Genomic DNA, 17,129 nt, shown 5'->3' on the forward strand with positions numbered 1-17,129 from the left:
TTACTAACAACAGATTTTTTCAAAATGGCGCATATCACATTGCCTGACGAATCACTTCCGGGGATCGTCGGCCTATTCAATTTCCGTCCGGAAACGGCTTCATCGCTTCGCTGGCTTGCAGACACCCTGCTGCGCGGCGAGTCACCGCTCACCAGTGCCGAACGTGAACTCATTGCCGCTTACGTCTCCCATTTGAACGACTGCAAGTTTTGCCACATGTCGCATGCTTCGGCTGCGATGGCGCATTTGGCTTGCGATCTGGACCAAATCGCTGACATCCGAAATGGTTTTCAGGAAATTCCTGTGACGCCAAAACTGCGTGCATTGCTCAATATTGCCGCCAAAGTGCAGAAAAGCGGTAAGGAAGTTTCCGAAGAAGACGTTGCCGCTGCCCGCGCAGAAGGCGCCATCGACCGCGAAATCCATGACACGGTTTTGATTGCCGCATCATTCTGCATGTTCAATCGCTACGTGGATGGGCTGGGCACCTGGGCGCCTCAGGAAAACGAGGATTACCGTGCAATGGGTCAACGTATGGCCTTCCAGGGTTACATTCCTTCGGTTGAAAAAGTAGCTGAATAATTTATCCAAAATCACTTTCACTTAATAGCAATGCCACATATACCATTGCCGGAACATTTGCCGGGAATAACAGGTCTGCTGGAATACAACAAGGAAACCGCCGCGCCGATCCGCGAACTCACGCAATTTATCCTGAGAGGCGAATCCACATTGACTCCCGGCGAAAGGGAGCTGATCGCGACGATCGTTTCGCACAATAACGAATGTAAGTTTTGCACTGCTGCACACACTGCCGCCGCTGATCTGCTGATAGGCGACACCGAAACCTGCGAAATCATGAAGCAGGACATTGATGCCACGCCGGTAAGCGATAAAATGAAAGCCTTGCTGAAAATAGCCAGGCAAGTTCAGGTGAGCGGAAAAGCCGTAACGCCGGAAGCTATTGCAACTGCCAAAGACAATGGTGCGACGGACATTGAAATTCACGACACAGTGCTGATAGCAGCCCTGTTTTGCCTGTACAACCGCTATGTAGACGGAATGGCCACCATTGCGCCTTCCAATCCTGATTTTTATAAAGGCCTCGGCCAACGCCTGGTAGACAACGGTTACAACAGGCTGGCCAACGGTTACGACCATTTGAAACAACAAAAACAACCCTCATAAATTCAACTCCTCTATGAAAAGAACTCTACTTTTATTGCTTTCACTACTCTGCGTGTTTTTCGTGCAAAGCACATTGGCACAATCCACGCAGCTTTCAGGGCACATTATCGACAATGACAGCCAAAAGCCACTTTCGGGTGTTTCCGTTTCTGTAAAGGGCAAGAACACAGGCGCTGTTACGAATTCGGAAGGACTTTTTGAATTGAAAACCAACATCCCCGCCACGCTGGTGGTTTCGCTGATCGGTTATGCGCGTCAGGAAGTGGAAGTAGCTTCTGCTCAGGCAATTAATGTGAATCTTGTGCCTTCGGCAGAAGAACTTAATCAGGTGGTGGTTACAGCGTCGCGGGTGGAAGAGAGCATTCTGCGTTCACCGGTCAGCATTGAAAAAATGGACTCCCGTGCCGTTCAGCAAACGCCATCCGCCAATTATTTTGATGGATTGGTCAATATGAAATCGCTGGATATGGTTACCAGCAGCCTTACTTATAAGCAAATTAACACACGGGGATTCAATACAACGGGCAACAGCCGTTTCCTGCAACTGGTGGACGGCGTTGATAATCAGCCCTCAGGACTCGGTTTTGCGATGGGAAATCTTTTTGGCCCTCATGATATTGACGTAGAAAGCGCAGAACTTATTCCAGGCGCAGCCTCCGCGTTATATGGTCCTATCGCTTTCAACGGCATGCTTAATACACGCACTAAAAATCCATTTGAATATCAGGGGTTAAGCGCGCAAACGAAATTTGGCGTCAACCACATTGGCGACGGAACTGATCTGGGCGCAAAACCAATGTATGACCTGGCTGTTCGTTATGCCAAAGCATTCAACAACAAATTTGCATTTAAGGCAGCCGCATCCTACTTGAAAGGAACAGACTGGTATGCAAACGATTACACCGACATTGACCCCAACACACCAGCAGCAAACCGAGGCCCTAACAACCCCGGCAAAAACGCGCTGAACATTTACGGCGATGAAGTGGCACAAACAATTCCAAACATCGGACGTGTTTCCCGCACAGGTTATGAAGAAAAAGATCTGGCAACTTATGGCGTTTACAGCCTGAAACTGCTCGGCGCATTGCATTACCGCATTACCGACAAGCTGGAAGCCATTTATCAGGGGAATTTCAATCAGGGAACGGCGCAATATACGGGCAGTAACCGCTTCGTAATCAATGATTTCAAATTTATCCAACACAGGATCGAACTGAAAGGAAGCAACTTTTACATTCGCGCTTACTCCAATCAGGAGCGTTCGACAAACTCATATAATACCCGCGCATTGGGTCAGCAGATCAACAGAACCTGGGTAAAAGACCTTGCAGGAAACACAGTTACTCCCGACAAAGCCGATGCAACCTGGTTTGAAAGATATACGGCTGCTTACAATGGTGCCGTTGCCTCAGTAACGGGCAAAGACCATTCTCTGGCACGCGCTTTTGCGGATCAGGGCCGGATTTTGCCCGGATCCAGCGAATATAACACCGCCAAAGATCGCCTGATCCAGACGCGCGGATTGGCCGGTGCCGGAATTCTTAGCGAATGCAGCCTGCGCCATGTGGAAGGAATGTATGATTTCAGTTCAGTATTAAAGTTCATCAACTTCCAGGTAGGCGGAAATTATCGCAAATATTATCTGAACACGGGCGGGACGCTTTTTGATGATAAAGACAAAAACCTCACTAATGAAGAATACGGTGTTTTTGCCCAAGCTTCCAAATCGCTCTGGAAAGATGTTTTGAAACTGACTGTTTCGGGGCGTTATGATAAGAATGAGAATTTTGACGGCCGTTTTACGCCACGCGCATCGGCGGTTATTTCTCCGAATGAAAACCATCATTTCCGCGCTTCCTACCAGACCGGTTTCCGCAACCCGACCATTGGCGATCAATACATTAAACTGAATGTAGGCCCGATCATCATTCTGGGTGGTGCGCCGGTTAACTCTGCCGGATTGAATGCTTATGAAAACTCGGTGACCATTGCTTCTTTCGGGGCATTTGCAAGTGCTTTTGGCGCTGATATGGCGAAAGGAACGCCATTTCCACAAGCCGTTGCCAACAATAAAGACAAGCTGGTGAAATCAAATGTTCCTTATATCAAATCGGAAAAAGTGAAAAGCTATGAGTTTGGTTATAAAGGAATCATTGCTAAAAAACTGCTATTTGACGTCAATTACTATTATAGCCAATACACGGATTTCATGATCAACACCGTTGTGGCGAGGGCGAAATCAGACATTCTTTTGCCGGATGGAAAAGTGAATCCAGCTGCTGCTGCTGAATTGTTGGGAGCCGATAGACAGCTTTTTCAACTTTATACCAATGCAGCCGATAAAGTTTCAATTCAAGGCGTAAGCGCGGGACTGACTTACTCGCTTCCCAAAAATTACAAGATCAGTGCCAACGCAACCTGGATCGATTTCAACATTGGCGACGCAGATCAAAACAACGTTCCCGCATTCAACACGCCGGAATGGAAAACCAACGTGATCTTCGGAAATTCTAAAGTGACTGACAAAATCGGATTTAATGTGGCATGGCACTGGCAAAGCAGCTTCGACTGGTATGGCACATTCACCGAAATGCAGCCGGGCAAAGTGAAGAGCTACAACTTGCTGGATGCACAAGTTAGCTATCGCATTCCAAGCCTGAAAACGATCGTAAAACTGGGTGCATCGAATTTGACAAACCAATACATTGTGCAGGCATACGGCTCTCCGGCAGTGGGCGGATTATATTATGTGAGTCTCAATTTCGATCAGCTTTTCAGATAATATCAGCTTCAAAAAGCACATGGAAACATTGGAACTAACCAATCTGGAAGAAAAGAAAACAAGCTCGAAATGGCTCGCATTTGGCTTATGCGTAGTGAGTTACATGATGAGCGGGACGGTTTCTACATTGATGTCGGTTTACTTGCCCGTTGCCATTCCTGAACTCAAAGGGCAGGCAGTTTCCCAGGCTGAACTTGGTGAGATCGGCGCTTATGTGAATGCGATATTCCTGTATGGCTGGATGGTCGGCGGCCTTTTGTTTGGCTTTGTCAGCGACCGCATCGGACGGGTGAAATCACTGACATTGGTCGTTGGGCTTTATGGCGTTTCCACTTGCCTCGTAACCATTGTTCCGGATTGGTACAGCTTGCTGGCATTGCGGTTTTTTGCCGGGATGGGCATAGGCGGCGTTTTGCTGATCACCACCGTTTACATTTCAGAGATTTGGCAAGACAAAAATAAAGCGGTTATGCTGGGAATTCTGGCCGTTTTCTTTCCGGTTGGGATTGTAACAACAGGCAGCCTGAACCTGATTTTCTCAGATTGGAGAAGTGCTTTTGCAGTGGGCGTAATCCCGGTTGTTATTGCTGTGCTGGTGTTTTTCCTGCTACCCGAATCGGACAAATGGCGTTTGACAAAAACTAACACCAAAAAGCCGGAAGGCCTGTTTTTTGAAAGCAACCGAGCCAATTTGCTTTCCGGTTCTCTGATTTTCGGTTCCGTGCTGATCGGGCTTTGGGGGATTTTCTCATGGTTACCAACTTGGGTGCAGACATTGCTAGCAGCAGGTCAGGACGGTCAGAAGGAGCGGGGGTTGGTGATGATTTTGCTGGGCATAGGCGGCATTACCGGCGGGATTTTTTCCGGGATTTTGATTAATAAATTTGGTAAAAAAGCCACCTTAATGTTCACTTTTGGCACTTGTCTGATCATGTGCTGCATTTTGTTTTTGACCAACAGCACATTTTCCAGCATCATTTACTTTGAAACAGCCTTGCTGGCTTTCTGTTTTGGGATCAGCCAGGGCGCGTTGTCAAGTTATATTCCTGAGCTGTTCCCGGTTTCGATCCGGGGAACGGCAACGGGCTTTTGCTTTAATGTGGGAAGGTTCTTTACGGCCACGGCGGTGTTTTTCATTGGCTCGCTGGTGGCGGTTTTGGGAGGTTTCGGGAATGCATTACTTGTGTTCACGATCCCGTTCCTGGTGGCGCTGATCGTCACTGCCAGAAGCAAATAAAGATAGTATATTATCATAGGTTAATAATTAGGCAAACGGATTTGCCATATGGCGAATCCGTTTCTTTTTTCTTAAACTATCACTGATACAGCAATTCAGACCTTCCTATATATGAGAAAATTACTTTACCTGGGCATTGCGGGAATCATCCTATACGAGATCGCAAAGGTGTATTTTATTATGCCGATGCCGGGAAGTCAGCGGATGAACAGCATTGAAATCGCTTACTTTCTGCATTCGTGGCGATGGGCTTTCCGGATCGTTTTCTGGCTGATGATCATTGCAGGCTGCACCACGGCATTATCTGGAAACAAAAAGTGGGTAACATTGATTTTGCTGTTTGTTGCGGGGGCGGTGACCTATGGCACAAACTATGAAATGGCGGCTGATACAATGTTCTATCAGCCTTCCCAAGTGATTTTACACAATGCTTCTCAAAATAAAGTGAAAGACGAACGCCTCGTGATTGGCGTCGAAGCTAATGGTGAGGCCAAAGCATATCCCATCCAATTTATCGGTTACCATCATCAGGTGCGCGACGTGCTCGGCGGTAAACCGGTGATAGTAACCTATTGCACTGTTTGCCGCACGGGAAGAGTTTTTGAGCCCATTGTGGAAGGAAAGCCGGACGAATTCAGACTTGTGGGAATGGATCATTTCAATGCCATGTTTGAAGACAAAAATACCGGAAGCTGGTGGAGACAAGCGAACGGGGAAGCCATTGCCGGACCACTAAAAGGACAAATGCTGCCCGAACTCCCAACGACGCAAACCACCGTTTCGCAATGGTTTAAACTTCATCCCAATAGCAAAATCATGCAGCCCGACCCGACTTATCAAGCCAAATATGATTCCATGAGCCGCTATGAGTCAGGAAAGGGAAAATCAACGCTGACCAAAACGGATACAACTGCCTGGAAAGAGAAATCCTGGGTCGTGGGTGTGCAAGCCGGAAAAGACAGCAAAGCATTTGACTGGAATAAGCTGGTTAAGCAGCGCGTCATTAATGATCGTGTTGGGGTGACGCCGGTCGCCGTGGTGATAGCAGCTGATAACAAGAGTTTTTTTGCATTTCAAAAGCCAGCCGGTCAGGAGATTGCCGTTCGGAATGATACACTATATGCGCAAAATGCTGCTTACAATCTGCTCGGAAAACGTGTTTCGGGGGATGGCGAAGATCTGAAACGGGTGAATGCATATCAGGAATTTTGGCACAGTTGGCGGACTTTTCACCCTCATACACAGCAATATTGAATTTTTGAATTAGTATAATAAATGATGAACATTAAATCTACGCTTATTACGCTGGTTGTGCTTTCGGGATCTTTGGGAGTCGCATTTGCGCAGGAAAATCAAAATAAAAAACAGGATGCCGAGAAAGTGCTGGACCTGAACGAAGTAACGATTGAAGAACGTAAAAATGTAATCCATACCGAAAGCCTTCCCGATGTCCAGAACGCCTACATTCACGCGGGAAAAAAGAGTGAAGTAATCCAGCTGGGCGGTGTGAACGGCAACATCGCCGAAAAAACGGGCCGACAGATTTTCGCCAAGATTCCGGGCGTGTTTGTCTATGACATGGATGGAAGCGGAAATCAGATCAACATTTCAACCCGCGGGCTGGATCCGCACCGTTCCTGGGAATACAACATCCGGCAAAATGGCGTCATCACCAATTCCGATATGTACGGTTATCCGGCCAGCCATTACAGCCCGGCCATGGAATCCATCGAGCGCATTGAGCTGGTAAGGGGCACTTCTTCGCTGCAGTATGGCGCGCAGTTTGGCGGTATGATCAATTATGTGACCAAAGGTCCGGATACAACCAAAGCATTTTCCTTCGAAAGCATTAATTCGGTGGGGTCTTTCGGGCTTTTCAGCTCCTATAATGCCATTGGCGGCAAAGTAGGGAAGCTTGTTTACTCGGCATATTACCAAACACGACATTCAAACGGATACAGAAGGAATGCCAAATCGGATGCGGAATCTCAGTTTATAAGTCTGGCTTATGAATTCAACAGGTCACTGCGCATTAAAGCGGAACTAGGACGCTCTTCTTATGTGTACCAAATTCCAGGCCCGCTGACCGACGCCATGTTTGCGGCTGATCCGAGGCAATCGACGCGTTCGAGAAACTTTTTTAACCCCGACATTTACATTCCGTCCATCGTTCTGGATTGGCAGATCAGCCCGGAAACACAGTTGAAGTTTACCAATTCCGGCGTTTACGGATCGCGGAACAGCGTCATGTTTGATGCATTTGCCAATGTTTCCGATACAATTAATCCCGCAACGAAATCTTACAAAGCGCGTCAGGTTGATATTGATAATTTCAAAAGCTTCACCTCCGAACTTCGGATTTTACATCATTATGACATTGCCCGATTTAAAAACGTGCTTTCGGGTGGCGTGCAGATCATGCATAATAATCTGCGCAGAAGGCAACTGGGCAAAGGCACAACCGGCAGCGACTTTGATCTGACATTGACAGATCCGGCTTTTGGCAGAGATCTCTATATGAAGACGAATAATGTTGCGCTGTTTCTGGAAAACATGATCTATCTGACGCCAAGGTGGACCGTTTCACCGGGATTGCGTTATGAAAATGGCGCCACGGACATGACGGGAAAGATTAGTTATTATGATCCGGGAAACCTTCCCAACAAGATCAAACACAATTTTCCGCTTTTCGGAATAAGCTCGCAATACAGGCTGGATCCCCAGAACCGCATTTACGGAGGCATTTCACAGGCGTATCGGCCGGTTGTTTTCAAGGACATTATTCCAGGGTCTGTTTTGGAAAAAGTGGATAAAAATCTGAAAGACGCATATGGCTATAATGTGGAAGCAGGCATCAGCGGAGGCACGAAAAACCTGCGGTACGACATCGGCATTTTCCAGGTTCTGATCAACAACAGGATGGGAACCGTTTCCATGCGTGAAGGCGCAAACGCGTACATTCTGCGCACGGTAACCGGCGATACGCGCACACGTGGCGTGGAAGCATACATTGAATATGTGCCACTCCGCATCAACACGTCATCCACGCCCACGGAACTGTCTATTTTTACTTCAACCTCCTATTTTGACGCGAGTTACACGAAAGGAAATGCGGTTGTAAATGGCGAAAATACGAGCGTAGCAGGCAACAATGTAGAAGGCGTCCCAACCTGGATTTCCCGGAATGGTGTGCAGCTTTTGTATAAAAAACTGTCCGTAACCTGCCAATACAGCTACGTAAGCTCCAATTTTGCCAACCCCTTAAACACAGTTGAGCCTTCCGCCAATGGCACCATTGGTAAAGTGCCGGGTTACGGGCTCCTTGACCTGAATGCAACATTGCATATCAACGGCAATTACACATTGCGTATGGGTGTGAACAACATTACCGATAAACAATATTTCACCAAACGCCCCACCATGTATCCCGGCGCAGGCGTTTGGAGTTCGGATGGGCGGAGTTTTGGGTTGTCGTTTGGGATCAAGATTTAACACACTGGTAGTCTACGTCTGGCATTATTTTAATATCTGCTATTATAAAAACGACAAACAATCATGGCAGATAAAACTTTGAAAGATGTAAGCGAGGTAATGAAGGATATAGATCTCTGCATGCTTACAACCACCACTTCCGACGGCGCGCTGGCTTCAAGGCCAATGAGTAACAACGGGGAAGTGGAATACGATGGAAACTCTTATTTTTTTACGTGGGAAGGCTCCCGGATGGTCAGCGACATTGAGCTGGATAATGGGGTTAACCTTACATTCCAAGGCGGTACGGACATTTGGATCTCCGTTTCAGGCAAAGCCGAAGTAACGCGTGAGCGCGAAGACATGGAAGAACATTGGGTGAGCGATCTGGATCAGTGGTTTGAAGAAGGACTCGATACACCCGGCATTGCGATGATTACCGTAAAGGCCAAAAGAATAAAATACTGGCAGGGTGAGGATGAGGGAGAAGTAAAGTTATAATTTTATATAAATGCTTTAATTTGTGGATCATGTCGGTTTTCGATGTGATCCTCTTTTTTTGTATTCTTATGAAACCACTTCTGACTGCATTGCTCTTAATCATTTGCCTCACGAATTCGATGGCGCAGAATTACGATGAGGCCAAAGTTCCGCCTTATGTGTTGCCGGAGTTGCTGAAAACGACTGCCGGTAAGGAAGTGAAAAACAAAAAAATGTGGGAAGAGGTGAGAAGGCCGGAGATTCTCAGGCTTTTTGAAGAAAACGTTTACGGCCAATTGCCAAAAGACTATGACAGCATTCGCTATACACTGAAAAATGAGGATAAGGCTGCGATGAATGGGAGAGCAACGCTCAAAGAGGTGGCCGTGCAGGTTTACAGGAACCGGAAATCAGTGCAGATTAATGTGGCAATGTTCGTTCCTAACGACGCAAAAAAGCCAGCGCCTGTTTTTGTTTTGATCAACAACCGCGGAAAAGAAAACACTGATCCGGCAAGGAAGACGAAGAGCGGATTCTGGCCCGCAGAAATGGTGATAGACAGCGGTTATGCCGTGGCTGCTTTCCACGTGAGCGACCTCGCGCCGGACAATAAGGACACATTCATGAACGGGGTTTTGCAGCTTTATCCCGATCAATTGGCAGCCGATAATGGCATGCGGGCCATTGGTGCGTGGGCATGGGGTGCTTCACGGGTGATGGATTATTTTGAAAATGATAAAGATATTGACCCAAAAAATGTGATTGTGGTCGGTCATTCACGTGGTGGAAAAGCTTCACTATGGGCAGCGGCGCAGGATCAGCGATTTGCCGTTTGCGTTACGAATTGTTCAGGAAATACAGGCGCAGCATTGGCGCGGCGCCAGTTTGGTGAAAGAATTACCCGCATTAACACCTCGTTCCCGCATTGGTTTAATAATAATTACAAGAAGTTCAATGACAATGAAAACGAATTGCCCGTGGACCAGCATATGCTCATCGCTTTAATCGCGCCGCGGCCGTTGTATGCCACCAATGCTTCCAAAGACCTTTGGGCCGATCCGACCGGGACCTTTCTGGCGCTTAAAAAGGCTAAGGACGCTTATGCGCTCTATGGTATTACGTCAAAATTACCTGCAAACCCGCCCGCCGTTAATGCGCCCATTCCTGCTGCGCCGCTGGCCTACCACAACCGGGAGGGAGAACATGATCTGACGGCTTACGATTGGGGCAATTTCATCAGGCTTGTAAAATCCCGCCGTTGAAGGCATAAAATTTTTAGCTTCTCATAATCATCATAAGAACAACTGATTATGAAAAATAACAGCAATCAAGGACTCTTTTCGGGAAAGACAGCATTGTGGGCAGCGGCGGGCTTAGGCGTTTTTGCTGCTGTCAGACATCTTTACAGGGAGATGATCAAGTTTGATTTTCAGGATAAAGTGGTGGTTATCACGGGCGGAGCGCGTGGATTGGGACTGTTGCTGGCCAGAGAGCTGGCGGCGAAAGGCGCGAACCTGGTGATATGTTCGAGAAATGCAGAGCAGATCGAAGTCGCAGAGCAGGAACTCAAGCAAATGGGCTCCACCGTGCTTGGCCTGAAAGCAGACGTAAGCGACCCGCGGGATGCAGCGCGCGTAATAGAAGCTGCGGTTTCTCAGTTTGGAAGAATAGATGTGTTAATCAATAATGCCGGTGTAATGCTCGTAGGGCCTGAGAATGTCATGGATGTGGAGGATTACAAAACGGCGATGGATACTAATTTCTGGGCTGCATTGTATATGATCAAAGCAGCATTGCCCCATTTTCACGAACAAAAGGAAGGCCGGATCGCCAATATTTGTTCGATCGGCGGGAAGGTTGCCGTGCCGCATCTTCTGCCTTATAGCGTAAGCAAGTTCGCAATGGTGGCATTGTCGGAAGGACTTCATGCAGAATTAAAAAAAGATAACATTCACATTACAACGGTGATTCCCAACCTGATGCGGACGGGAAGTCCGAGAAATGTGTCGGTTAAGGGTGACCATGAGGCAGAGTACGCCTGGTTCAAGATCGCAGGTTCATCGCCGCTGCTTTCGCAGGACGCCGCGCAAGCCGCAACAGACATCGTGAATGCGATTGCCTACCGGGAAACAGAGGTTATACTGACCAAAACGGCAAAACTGGCCGTTGCCATGCAGGGCGCCAACCCAAGTCTGGTGTCATTTGCGGCGTCCATAGCAAATCGTTTTCTTCCAAAATCCGGGCCGGAGGGGGCGGTGATCAGGAAGGGCTATGAAAGTGAGTCTGAGAAAACAGCAGGCAAAGTAGCGTCCATCAGCGACCGCGCCGCTCTGGAAAACAATGAAATTTAATTAATGTATTGGGGAAGGGTTGTTTGGTTGCAAAGCGTTTAAATAGGCTTTGAATTGAGTAAGAAAAGAAGTGTAACAGTCCTTTCCCAAAATTTTCCCCATATTTCGTATTCCCCCATAACCGGCTGTGATAAAAAGGGCAACCTCTTTTGAATCCGTTTTTTCCTGAATTTTACCCGCCGCTTTCGCATCTTCAAGAACGAGCTGAATGGCGTTTTGCCATGCTGACAGCAAGTTCCTTAGTGCACTGCTGAACAATTCATTTAGTGGTCCCATTTCCTCAATTAGATTAACCGCCGGGCATCCATATTCGATTTTGAAAAACGGATCATGTAATAACAATCCTTCCATCATCTTATAAATCGCCCCGAGAGGCTCAGTAGCAGCCTGCAACGGCCTTATCATTGCTTCCTGCATTCCGGGCGATAAAACTTCCGTGATCAGGGCCAATCCCATTTCTTCTTTGTTTTTGAAATGATAAAAAAATGCGCCCTTAGTTACATTAGTTGAGGCAATGATCGCATCAATGCTGGTCGCTTGAAAGCCATTTTTATAGATCAGTTCAAATGATCTTTGCAGGATATCCAGGCGTGTCCCGGCAGATTTATTCATGTTTTTTATTTAAAATAACCGGATAAAAGGACGCTGGGATAATGGTGAAAATGGCCAGGGGATTGCAACGAAAATGATCAACAAAGCAATGCTGTAATAAATGGCCATGGTTTTAAACTTATCGCGATCAGCAACTTTCCGCTTCGCCAGCGCCGAACCGATTGTGATGATAATTATGGCAACAAGCATCAAACTGCCATGAATGATGCTGAAAAAGGAAATTTCGGATAGATCAAATGTTTTGGGATTGGTAAAATAATACTTCACCAATGGGCTTTGCGTATAAAGCGTAAAGCCGATCATTAGTTGGATATGAGCAATGGTTGCGGTCCAATGCCTTATCAAATCGGATTTTTTGGAGAAATTCAGATTTTTCGAAAATCCCCTGAATGCTACGAAGACTGCATTAACGAGGCCGAAAAGAACTAGCCATCTGAAAATGGAATGCAGGAAAATGAGTGTCGGAAACATGGCTAAACTTGCTTTTTCAAAAACATACTGATTAGTATGTTTTGCAAATATAGCGTATATTTTTAATTGCAAATAGACCTAATCATACTTCATTTGAACCGCCTTGATCTCACTTTTGCCAGAACCATTTCCCGAAACATTAACGCCAACCCTCGGCGCACGGTCCCAGCGCGGCAGCCAGGGCGTTTCTATCTGAACGGAGCTGGTCAGGGAATCGATCTTCTGGCCCTTTACATCCCAGCGGAATTCGTAAAAGCGGCCATAACGGCTTTGCAGACTGAGTTTGATGTCTTTGTATTTGTCAGGGATCTCTTGCGTTTTGATCACTTCATGGACGCCGTCCTTCACCTGCCACAACGAAATGTGATTATCTCGAATGCCGTAGCCAATCGCATTTTTGGCATCGCCGTAAACAATGATATTCTGTGATAGATCTTTTTTAGCAGTGACTTCAACTGTGAACGTGTAGCTCCCTTTTTTAACAGTTAAGCCGAGAAAATTTCCAGTGTTAATGCGGTTGGTATTTTCAATTTCGAGCGCTCCGTTTTGCACCTCGAAAGCAGGTTTCGGAAAACTTACATCATAAACCCAAGGCGCTTTGAGCGTGTCTTTATTATAATTGATTGAAAAATTATGATTAACCACCGCACCGATCCCTATGGGCGCTTCCGCCTGCGCTGGCGTCGTTTTTCCGTAGCGGAAAGCCGGCCACTTAGAGACTTCGTCCCAAACGAGTTCGCTGAGGACGCCCTGCCTTCCGGCAAACGTAAAATCGATGCCATTATAAGCGTGGTGTAAATAAAAATAGCGGTTATCGGGCGTTACAACCACTGTTCCATGCCCCGGGCATTTCCAGGAATCATCACCAAAAAGCGACGGGTTACCAGCATACTTCGTCCACGGTCCTTCAAGCTTTTCAGCCCGCGCGAACCCGACCTGATAATCGCAGTTGGCCCCACAGCAGGCATTCCCCGAATAGAGCATATACCAATAATTTCCCCGCTTGAATATGGATTGTCCTTCCGCTCCGCCGGATTCCCAGCCGGTAGGCTCTGCTTTGATCAGGCTAAATTCTTTGCCGATCACCTTTAAGCCATCAGGCGCGAGTTCGGCACCAAGAATTTCAATTCCGCGGTCTTTATCCAGTCCATAGGCCTTCCAGGTGATGAAAAGCTTGCCATTATCTTCAACCACAAATGCGTCAATGGCTTCTTTTGTCCATTCAATAATGACTCCGTGGTCTGTAAAGCCTTCTTTCAGATCCTTCGTGCTCGCCACGCCAATGAATGATTGTTTGTCGGATTTACGGCGGGCGGTGTAGTAACAATAAAAGGTGCCATTCCGAAAATACAATTCAGGCGCCCAGAAGCTGCCCATTGTCCATTCAGGCAAATCGGCAAATACAGGACCTACATATTCCCAGTCCACCAGATTTTTTGAACTATATATAGGATAAGCCGGTCCCCATTCCGAAGAAGTCCCCGCGGCGTAATAAGTATCACCCACCAGAATCACCGAAGGATCTGCAAAATCACCGGCAATAACGGGGTTCTTGTAAGTGACAACCAGGCCGGGAGCAGGTTTCGGCTTTGGTTTCTGCGCGAAAGCGTGGGTTATGAAAAGGAATGTGAGGAAGAAAATGGTGAAAGACTTCATATTATCAAGGTTGAGTAGGAATAAAAAAGGCCTAACAGGCGTCTGTTAGGCCAATCAAGCCGTTTAAATGTGGGCCCACCTGGAATCGAACCGCCCGGCGGCCAGGCAGGCACCTACTGATTATGAGTCAGTTGCTCTATTGTGGGCCCACCTGGAATCGAACCGCCCGGCGGCCCGGCAGGCACCTACTGATTATGAGTCAGTTGCTCTATTGTGGGCCCACCTGGAATCGAACCAGGCACCTACTGATTATGAGTCAGTTGCTCTAACCGAATGAGCTATAGGCCCTATTAATTAATGTCAGTTGCACTAACCGAGCGGGAAACGCTTTCCGGGAAACGCTTTCCGGGAAACGCTTTCGGGGCAATCGCTTTGTGAGCTACAAGCCCCTCAATGAAGCGCAAAATTACGCAATAGCGGCAATTCTCCAAATGATATTGATAAGAATAACTTCTTTTGTCCGTTGCTTGTTTATTACTTTTGCCAAAAAATCGAGCTTTGAATAAAAGGAAAATCATCAACGACCCGGTTTACGGGTTCATATCCATTTCTTCCGATTTACTTTACGACCTGGTTGATCACCCCTACTTTCAGCGTTTGAGGCGGATTAAGCAGCTCGGCCTGGCGGATGTCGTTTATCCAGGCGCGCTGCATACGCGTTTCCATCACGCATTGGGCGCGATGCACCTCATGACGCAGGCGCTTAAAGTATTACAGGAAAAAGGCCATTCCATTTCCGAACCTGAAATCGAGGCTGCGCAGGCCGCCATTCTTTTGCACGATTTGGGTCACGGGCCATTTTCTCATGTTTTGGAAAGCGTTCTTTTGCAGCATGTTGCGCATGAATCCATTACATCGGTGATGATGAAAGCACTCAACCAACAAATGGACGGTCGGCTTGATCTGGCGATCCAAATGTTCGAAGGGACTTATCCCAGGAAATTTTTCCATCAAATGGTTTCCAGTCAGCTCGATATGGACCGGATGGATTATTTGAACCGCGACAGCTTTTACACCGGCGTGATCGAAGGCTCTATCGGCGCTGACAGGCTTATTAAGATGCTCGACGTGAGTGATGATCAGCTTGTGGTCGAAGAAAAAGGATTACTTAGCATTGAGAATTTCCTGCATGCCCGCAGGCTGATGTACTGGCAGGTTTATTTGCACAAAACACTGCTAAGCGCACAGGGAATGCTCACCCAGATCCTTCTGAGAGCCCGCGAATTGTCGGAAAGTGGCGCAACATTGTTTGCTACGCCAGATTTTGCGAGGTTTCTGCACAATAATTACAGCCTTGAAGACTTTGATATACACCAGGATTTACTTGAATCGTTCAACGGTTTGGATGATAATGACGTATGGGCTTCTGTAAAGGGCTGGCGTACACATAGTGACCCGGTGCTGTCGATCCTTTGCACAATGCTTTTGAACCGCAAATTATTCAAGATCAATTTTTATGATTCTCCGCCGGATGAGGCATTAATAGCAAATTTGCGGAGTCAGCTCATGGAAGCTGGAATTGCTAAGGAGCAGACGGATTATTTTCTTGTTAAAGGCGAAACAACCAACTGGGCTTATGCAAAAGAACTGGATCCGATCCGGGTGAAAATGAAGAACGGGGCGCTGCTGGACATTGCGGATGCGTCCGATATCCCTACCATAAAGGCACTGACTAAGATTGTACGCAAGTACTATGTATGTTGGGCTAAAAATGTATCTTTGCGTGGTTAGTCAGGATCATAATTAGAAAAAGCCTTTTTAAAAATCCATAATTAGTACTCGATATTCGTTACCCGAAATTAGCCGAAAAAATATGAAATTTACTGTCAGCGAGATTGCTCAAATGCTTGATGGAACCATTGTTGGAAATGACACAATTATAATTGATTCGGCTGCTAAAATTGAAGAAGGGCGTCCGGGCTGTATTTCCTTTTTAGCCAACAGTAAATACGAACCTTACATATATTCAACACAATCTTCCGCAGTAATTGTCAGCAAGGACTTTGTTCCTAAAAAAGACGTTTCGGCCACACTGATATATGTTGAAAACGCTTACACCGCATTCACAATCCTGCTCGAAGAATATCAGAAGCGCATCGCCAACGGCAAATCCGGAATAGAACAACCTAGTTTTATCGGAGAAAACAGTCATGTTGGTGAAAATTGTTACCGTGGTGCATTTTCCTACATTGGAAAAAATTGCGTGATCGGAAACAGCGTTAAGGTTTATCCCAACACTTATCTCGGAGATAACATTGAAATAGGTGATAATTCCATCATCCATCCCGGCGTACGTATTTATGATAATACGATTATTGGTAAAAATTGTGTGATTTTCGCCAATACGGTCATTGGAAGCGATGGTTTTGGTTTCGCACCACAAGCCGACGGCACATATAAAAGGATTCCCCAGCTTGGTAATGTAGTCATCGAAGACGACGTGAGCATTGGTTCCAATTCCACAATTGATTGTGCGACAATGGGTTCCACAATCATCAGAAAAGGCGTTAAAATAGATAATCTTGTACAAATCGCACATAACGTAGAGATTGGAAAAAATACCGTAATTGCAGCCCAATCCGGAATATCAGGATCCACCACGGTAGGCGAACAATGTGTCGTTGCCGGACAAGTTGGAATTGTTGGTCATATTACGATTGCGAATAAAACCAAAATAGGTGCCCAGAGCGGATTGGGGAAATCGATCAAGAAAGAAGGACTTTCGCTGTCCGGCTCGCCAGCCAGAGATTTGAATGAACATTTAAGATCAATGGCTCTTGTCAGAAGGCTGCCTGAAATAGAAGAAAGGCTGAAAGATCTGGAAAATAAACATGAAACTTCGGATTTTCAGGGTCAATAGCACAACGCGCCTTTAAGA

14 protein-coding genes and 1 tRNA gene are annotated in these 17,129 nt (G+C 46.7%); 11 read left to right on the forward strand and 4 right to left on the reverse strand.

What is annotated here, in order from left to right; translation table 11 throughout:
- Positions 1–24: 24 nt before the first annotated feature.
- From NFI81_RS23410 to NFI81_RS23450, 9 genes are all read left to right on the forward strand, one after another.
- Positions 25–582 (forward strand): carboxymuconolactone decarboxylase family protein, encoded by a 558-nt coding sequence (locus NFI81_RS23410; protein WP_234615905.1) that lies wholly within the window; start codon positions 25–27, stop codon positions 580–582.
- A 30-nt stretch (positions 583–612) separates the two neighbouring features.
- Positions 613–1,188, forward strand: coding sequence for a carboxymuconolactone decarboxylase family protein (locus NFI81_RS23415; RefSeq protein ID WP_234615906.1), 576 nt, complete (start codon positions 613–615; stop codon positions 1,186–1,188).
- Positions 1,189–1,201: 13 nt separating this feature from the next.
- On the forward strand, positions 1,202–3,973 hold the full coding sequence (locus tag NFI81_RS23420; protein ID WP_234615907.1) for a TonB-dependent receptor: 2,772 nt from the start codon (positions 1,202–1,204) through the stop codon (positions 3,971–3,973).
- A 19-nt stretch (positions 3,974–3,992) separates the two neighbouring features.
- Positions 3,993–5,210: an MFS transporter gene (locus NFI81_RS23425; RefSeq protein WP_234615908.1), complete on the forward strand. Its 1,218-nt coding sequence runs from the start codon at positions 3,993–3,995 to the stop codon at positions 5,208–5,210.
- Between the two features lie 111 nt (positions 5,211–5,321).
- Complete coding sequence (locus tag NFI81_RS23430) at positions 5,322–6,464, forward strand: DUF3179 domain-containing (seleno)protein (protein ID WP_234615909.1); 1,143 nt, start codon at positions 5,322–5,324, stop codon at positions 6,462–6,464.
- Between the two features lie 21 nt (positions 6,465–6,485).
- Positions 6,486–8,702, forward strand: a complete 2,217-nt coding sequence (locus tag NFI81_RS23435; protein WP_234615910.1) for a TonB-dependent receptor family protein — start codon at positions 6,486–6,488, stop codon at positions 8,700–8,702.
- Positions 8,703–8,765: 63 nt separating this feature from the next.
- Complete coding sequence (locus tag NFI81_RS23440) at positions 8,766–9,182, forward strand: pyridoxamine 5'-phosphate oxidase family protein (protein ID WP_234615911.1); 417 nt, start codon at positions 8,766–8,768, stop codon at positions 9,180–9,182.
- A gap of 68 nt (positions 9,183–9,250) precedes the next feature.
- The gene (locus tag NFI81_RS23445; protein WP_234615912.1) at positions 9,251–10,423 is read left to right on the forward strand and encodes an alpha/beta hydrolase; all 1,173 of its coding nucleotides are present in this window, start codon (positions 9,251–9,253) and stop codon (positions 10,421–10,423) included.
- A gap of 48 nt (positions 10,424–10,471) precedes the next feature.
- Positions 10,472–11,512, forward strand: coding sequence for an SDR family NAD(P)-dependent oxidoreductase (locus NFI81_RS23450; RefSeq protein WP_234615913.1), 1,041 nt, complete (start codon positions 10,472–10,474; stop codon positions 11,510–11,512).
- Here the strand turns inward: NFI81_RS23450 and NFI81_RS23455 are convergent, their stop codons facing one another.
- The 4 genes from NFI81_RS23455 to NFI81_RS23470 all read right to left on the reverse strand — a co-directional run bounded on the left by NFI81_RS23455 (position 11,513) and on the right by NFI81_RS23470 (position 14,539).
- Positions 11,513–12,124, reverse strand: coding sequence for a TetR/AcrR family transcriptional regulator (locus tag NFI81_RS23455; RefSeq protein ID WP_234615914.1), 612 nt, complete (start codon positions 12,122–12,124; stop codon positions 11,513–11,515). It lies immediately after the preceding gene.
- A gap of 9 nt (positions 12,125–12,133) precedes the next feature.
- Positions 12,134–12,595, reverse strand: a complete 462-nt coding sequence (locus NFI81_RS23460; protein ID WP_234615915.1) for a hypothetical protein — start codon at positions 12,593–12,595, stop codon at positions 12,134–12,136.
- A gap of 78 nt (positions 12,596–12,673) precedes the next feature.
- A complete protein-coding gene (locus NFI81_RS23465; RefSeq protein WP_234615916.1) occupies positions 12,674–14,251 on the reverse strand; it encodes a glycoside hydrolase family 43 protein in 1,578 nt (525 codons plus the stop codon).
- Positions 14,252–14,465: 214 nt separating this feature from the next.
- Positions 14,466–14,539, reverse strand: a tRNA-Ile gene (locus NFI81_RS23470).
- Positions 14,540–14,749: 210 nt separating this feature from the next.
- Here NFI81_RS23470 and NFI81_RS23475 point away from each other — a divergent pair.
- Positions 14,750–15,982, forward strand: coding sequence for an HD domain-containing protein (locus tag NFI81_RS23475; protein WP_234615917.1), 1,233 nt, complete (start codon positions 14,750–14,752; stop codon positions 15,980–15,982).
- Between the two features lie 82 nt (positions 15,983–16,064).
- Positions 16,065–17,111 (forward strand): UDP-3-O-(3-hydroxymyristoyl)glucosamine N-acyltransferase, encoded by a 1,047-nt coding sequence (lpxD, locus tag NFI81_RS23480; RefSeq protein WP_234615918.1) that lies wholly within the window; start codon positions 16,065–16,067, stop codon positions 17,109–17,111.
- Positions 17,112–17,129 lie beyond the last annotated feature (18 nt).

The sequence above is a fragment of the Dyadobacter fanqingshengii genome (assembly GCF_023822005.2).
Classification (GTDB): domain Bacteria; phylum Bacteroidota; class Bacteroidia; order Cytophagales; family Spirosomataceae; genus Dyadobacter; species Dyadobacter fanqingshengii.

Coding starts and splice junctions, on each gene's coding strand:
- NFI81_RS23410 (WP_234615905.1), top strand. CDS start 25: ATGGCGCATATCACATTGCCTGACGAATCACTTCCGGGGATCGTCGGC.
- NFI81_RS23415 (WP_234615906.1), top strand. CDS start 613: ATGCCACATATACCATTGCCGGAACATTTGCCGGGAATAACAGGTCTG.
- NFI81_RS23420 (WP_234615907.1), top strand. CDS start 1,202: ATGAAAAGAACTCTACTTTTATTGCTTTCACTACTCTGCGTGTTTTTC.
- NFI81_RS23425 (WP_234615908.1), top strand. CDS start 3,993: ATGGAAACATTGGAACTAACCAATCTGGAAGAAAAGAAAACAAGCTCG.
- NFI81_RS23430 (WP_234615909.1), top strand. CDS start 5,322: ATGAGAAAATTACTTTACCTGGGCATTGCGGGAATCATCCTATACGAG.
- NFI81_RS23435 (WP_234615910.1), top strand. CDS start 6,486: ATGATGAACATTAAATCTACGCTTATTACGCTGGTTGTGCTTTCGGGA.
- NFI81_RS23440 (WP_234615911.1), top strand. CDS start 8,766: ATGGCAGATAAAACTTTGAAAGATGTAAGCGAGGTAATGAAGGATATA.
- NFI81_RS23445 (WP_234615912.1), top strand. CDS start 9,251: ATGAAACCACTTCTGACTGCATTGCTCTTAATCATTTGCCTCACGAAT.
- NFI81_RS23450 (WP_234615913.1), top strand. CDS start 10,472: ATGAAAAATAACAGCAATCAAGGACTCTTTTCGGGAAAGACAGCATTG.
- NFI81_RS23455 (WP_234615914.1), bottom strand. CDS start 12,124: ATGAATAAATCTGCCGGGACACGCCTGGATATCCTGCAAAGATCATTT.
- NFI81_RS23460 (WP_234615915.1), bottom strand. CDS start 12,595: ATGTTTCCGACACTCATTTTCCTGCATTCCATTTTCAGATGGCTAGTT.
- NFI81_RS23465 (WP_234615916.1), bottom strand. CDS start 14,251: ATGAAGTCTTTCACCATTTTCTTCCTCACATTCCTTTTCATAACCCAC.
- lpxD (WP_234615918.1), top strand. CDS start 16,065: ATGAAATTTACTGTCAGCGAGATTGCTCAAATGCTTGATGGAACCATT.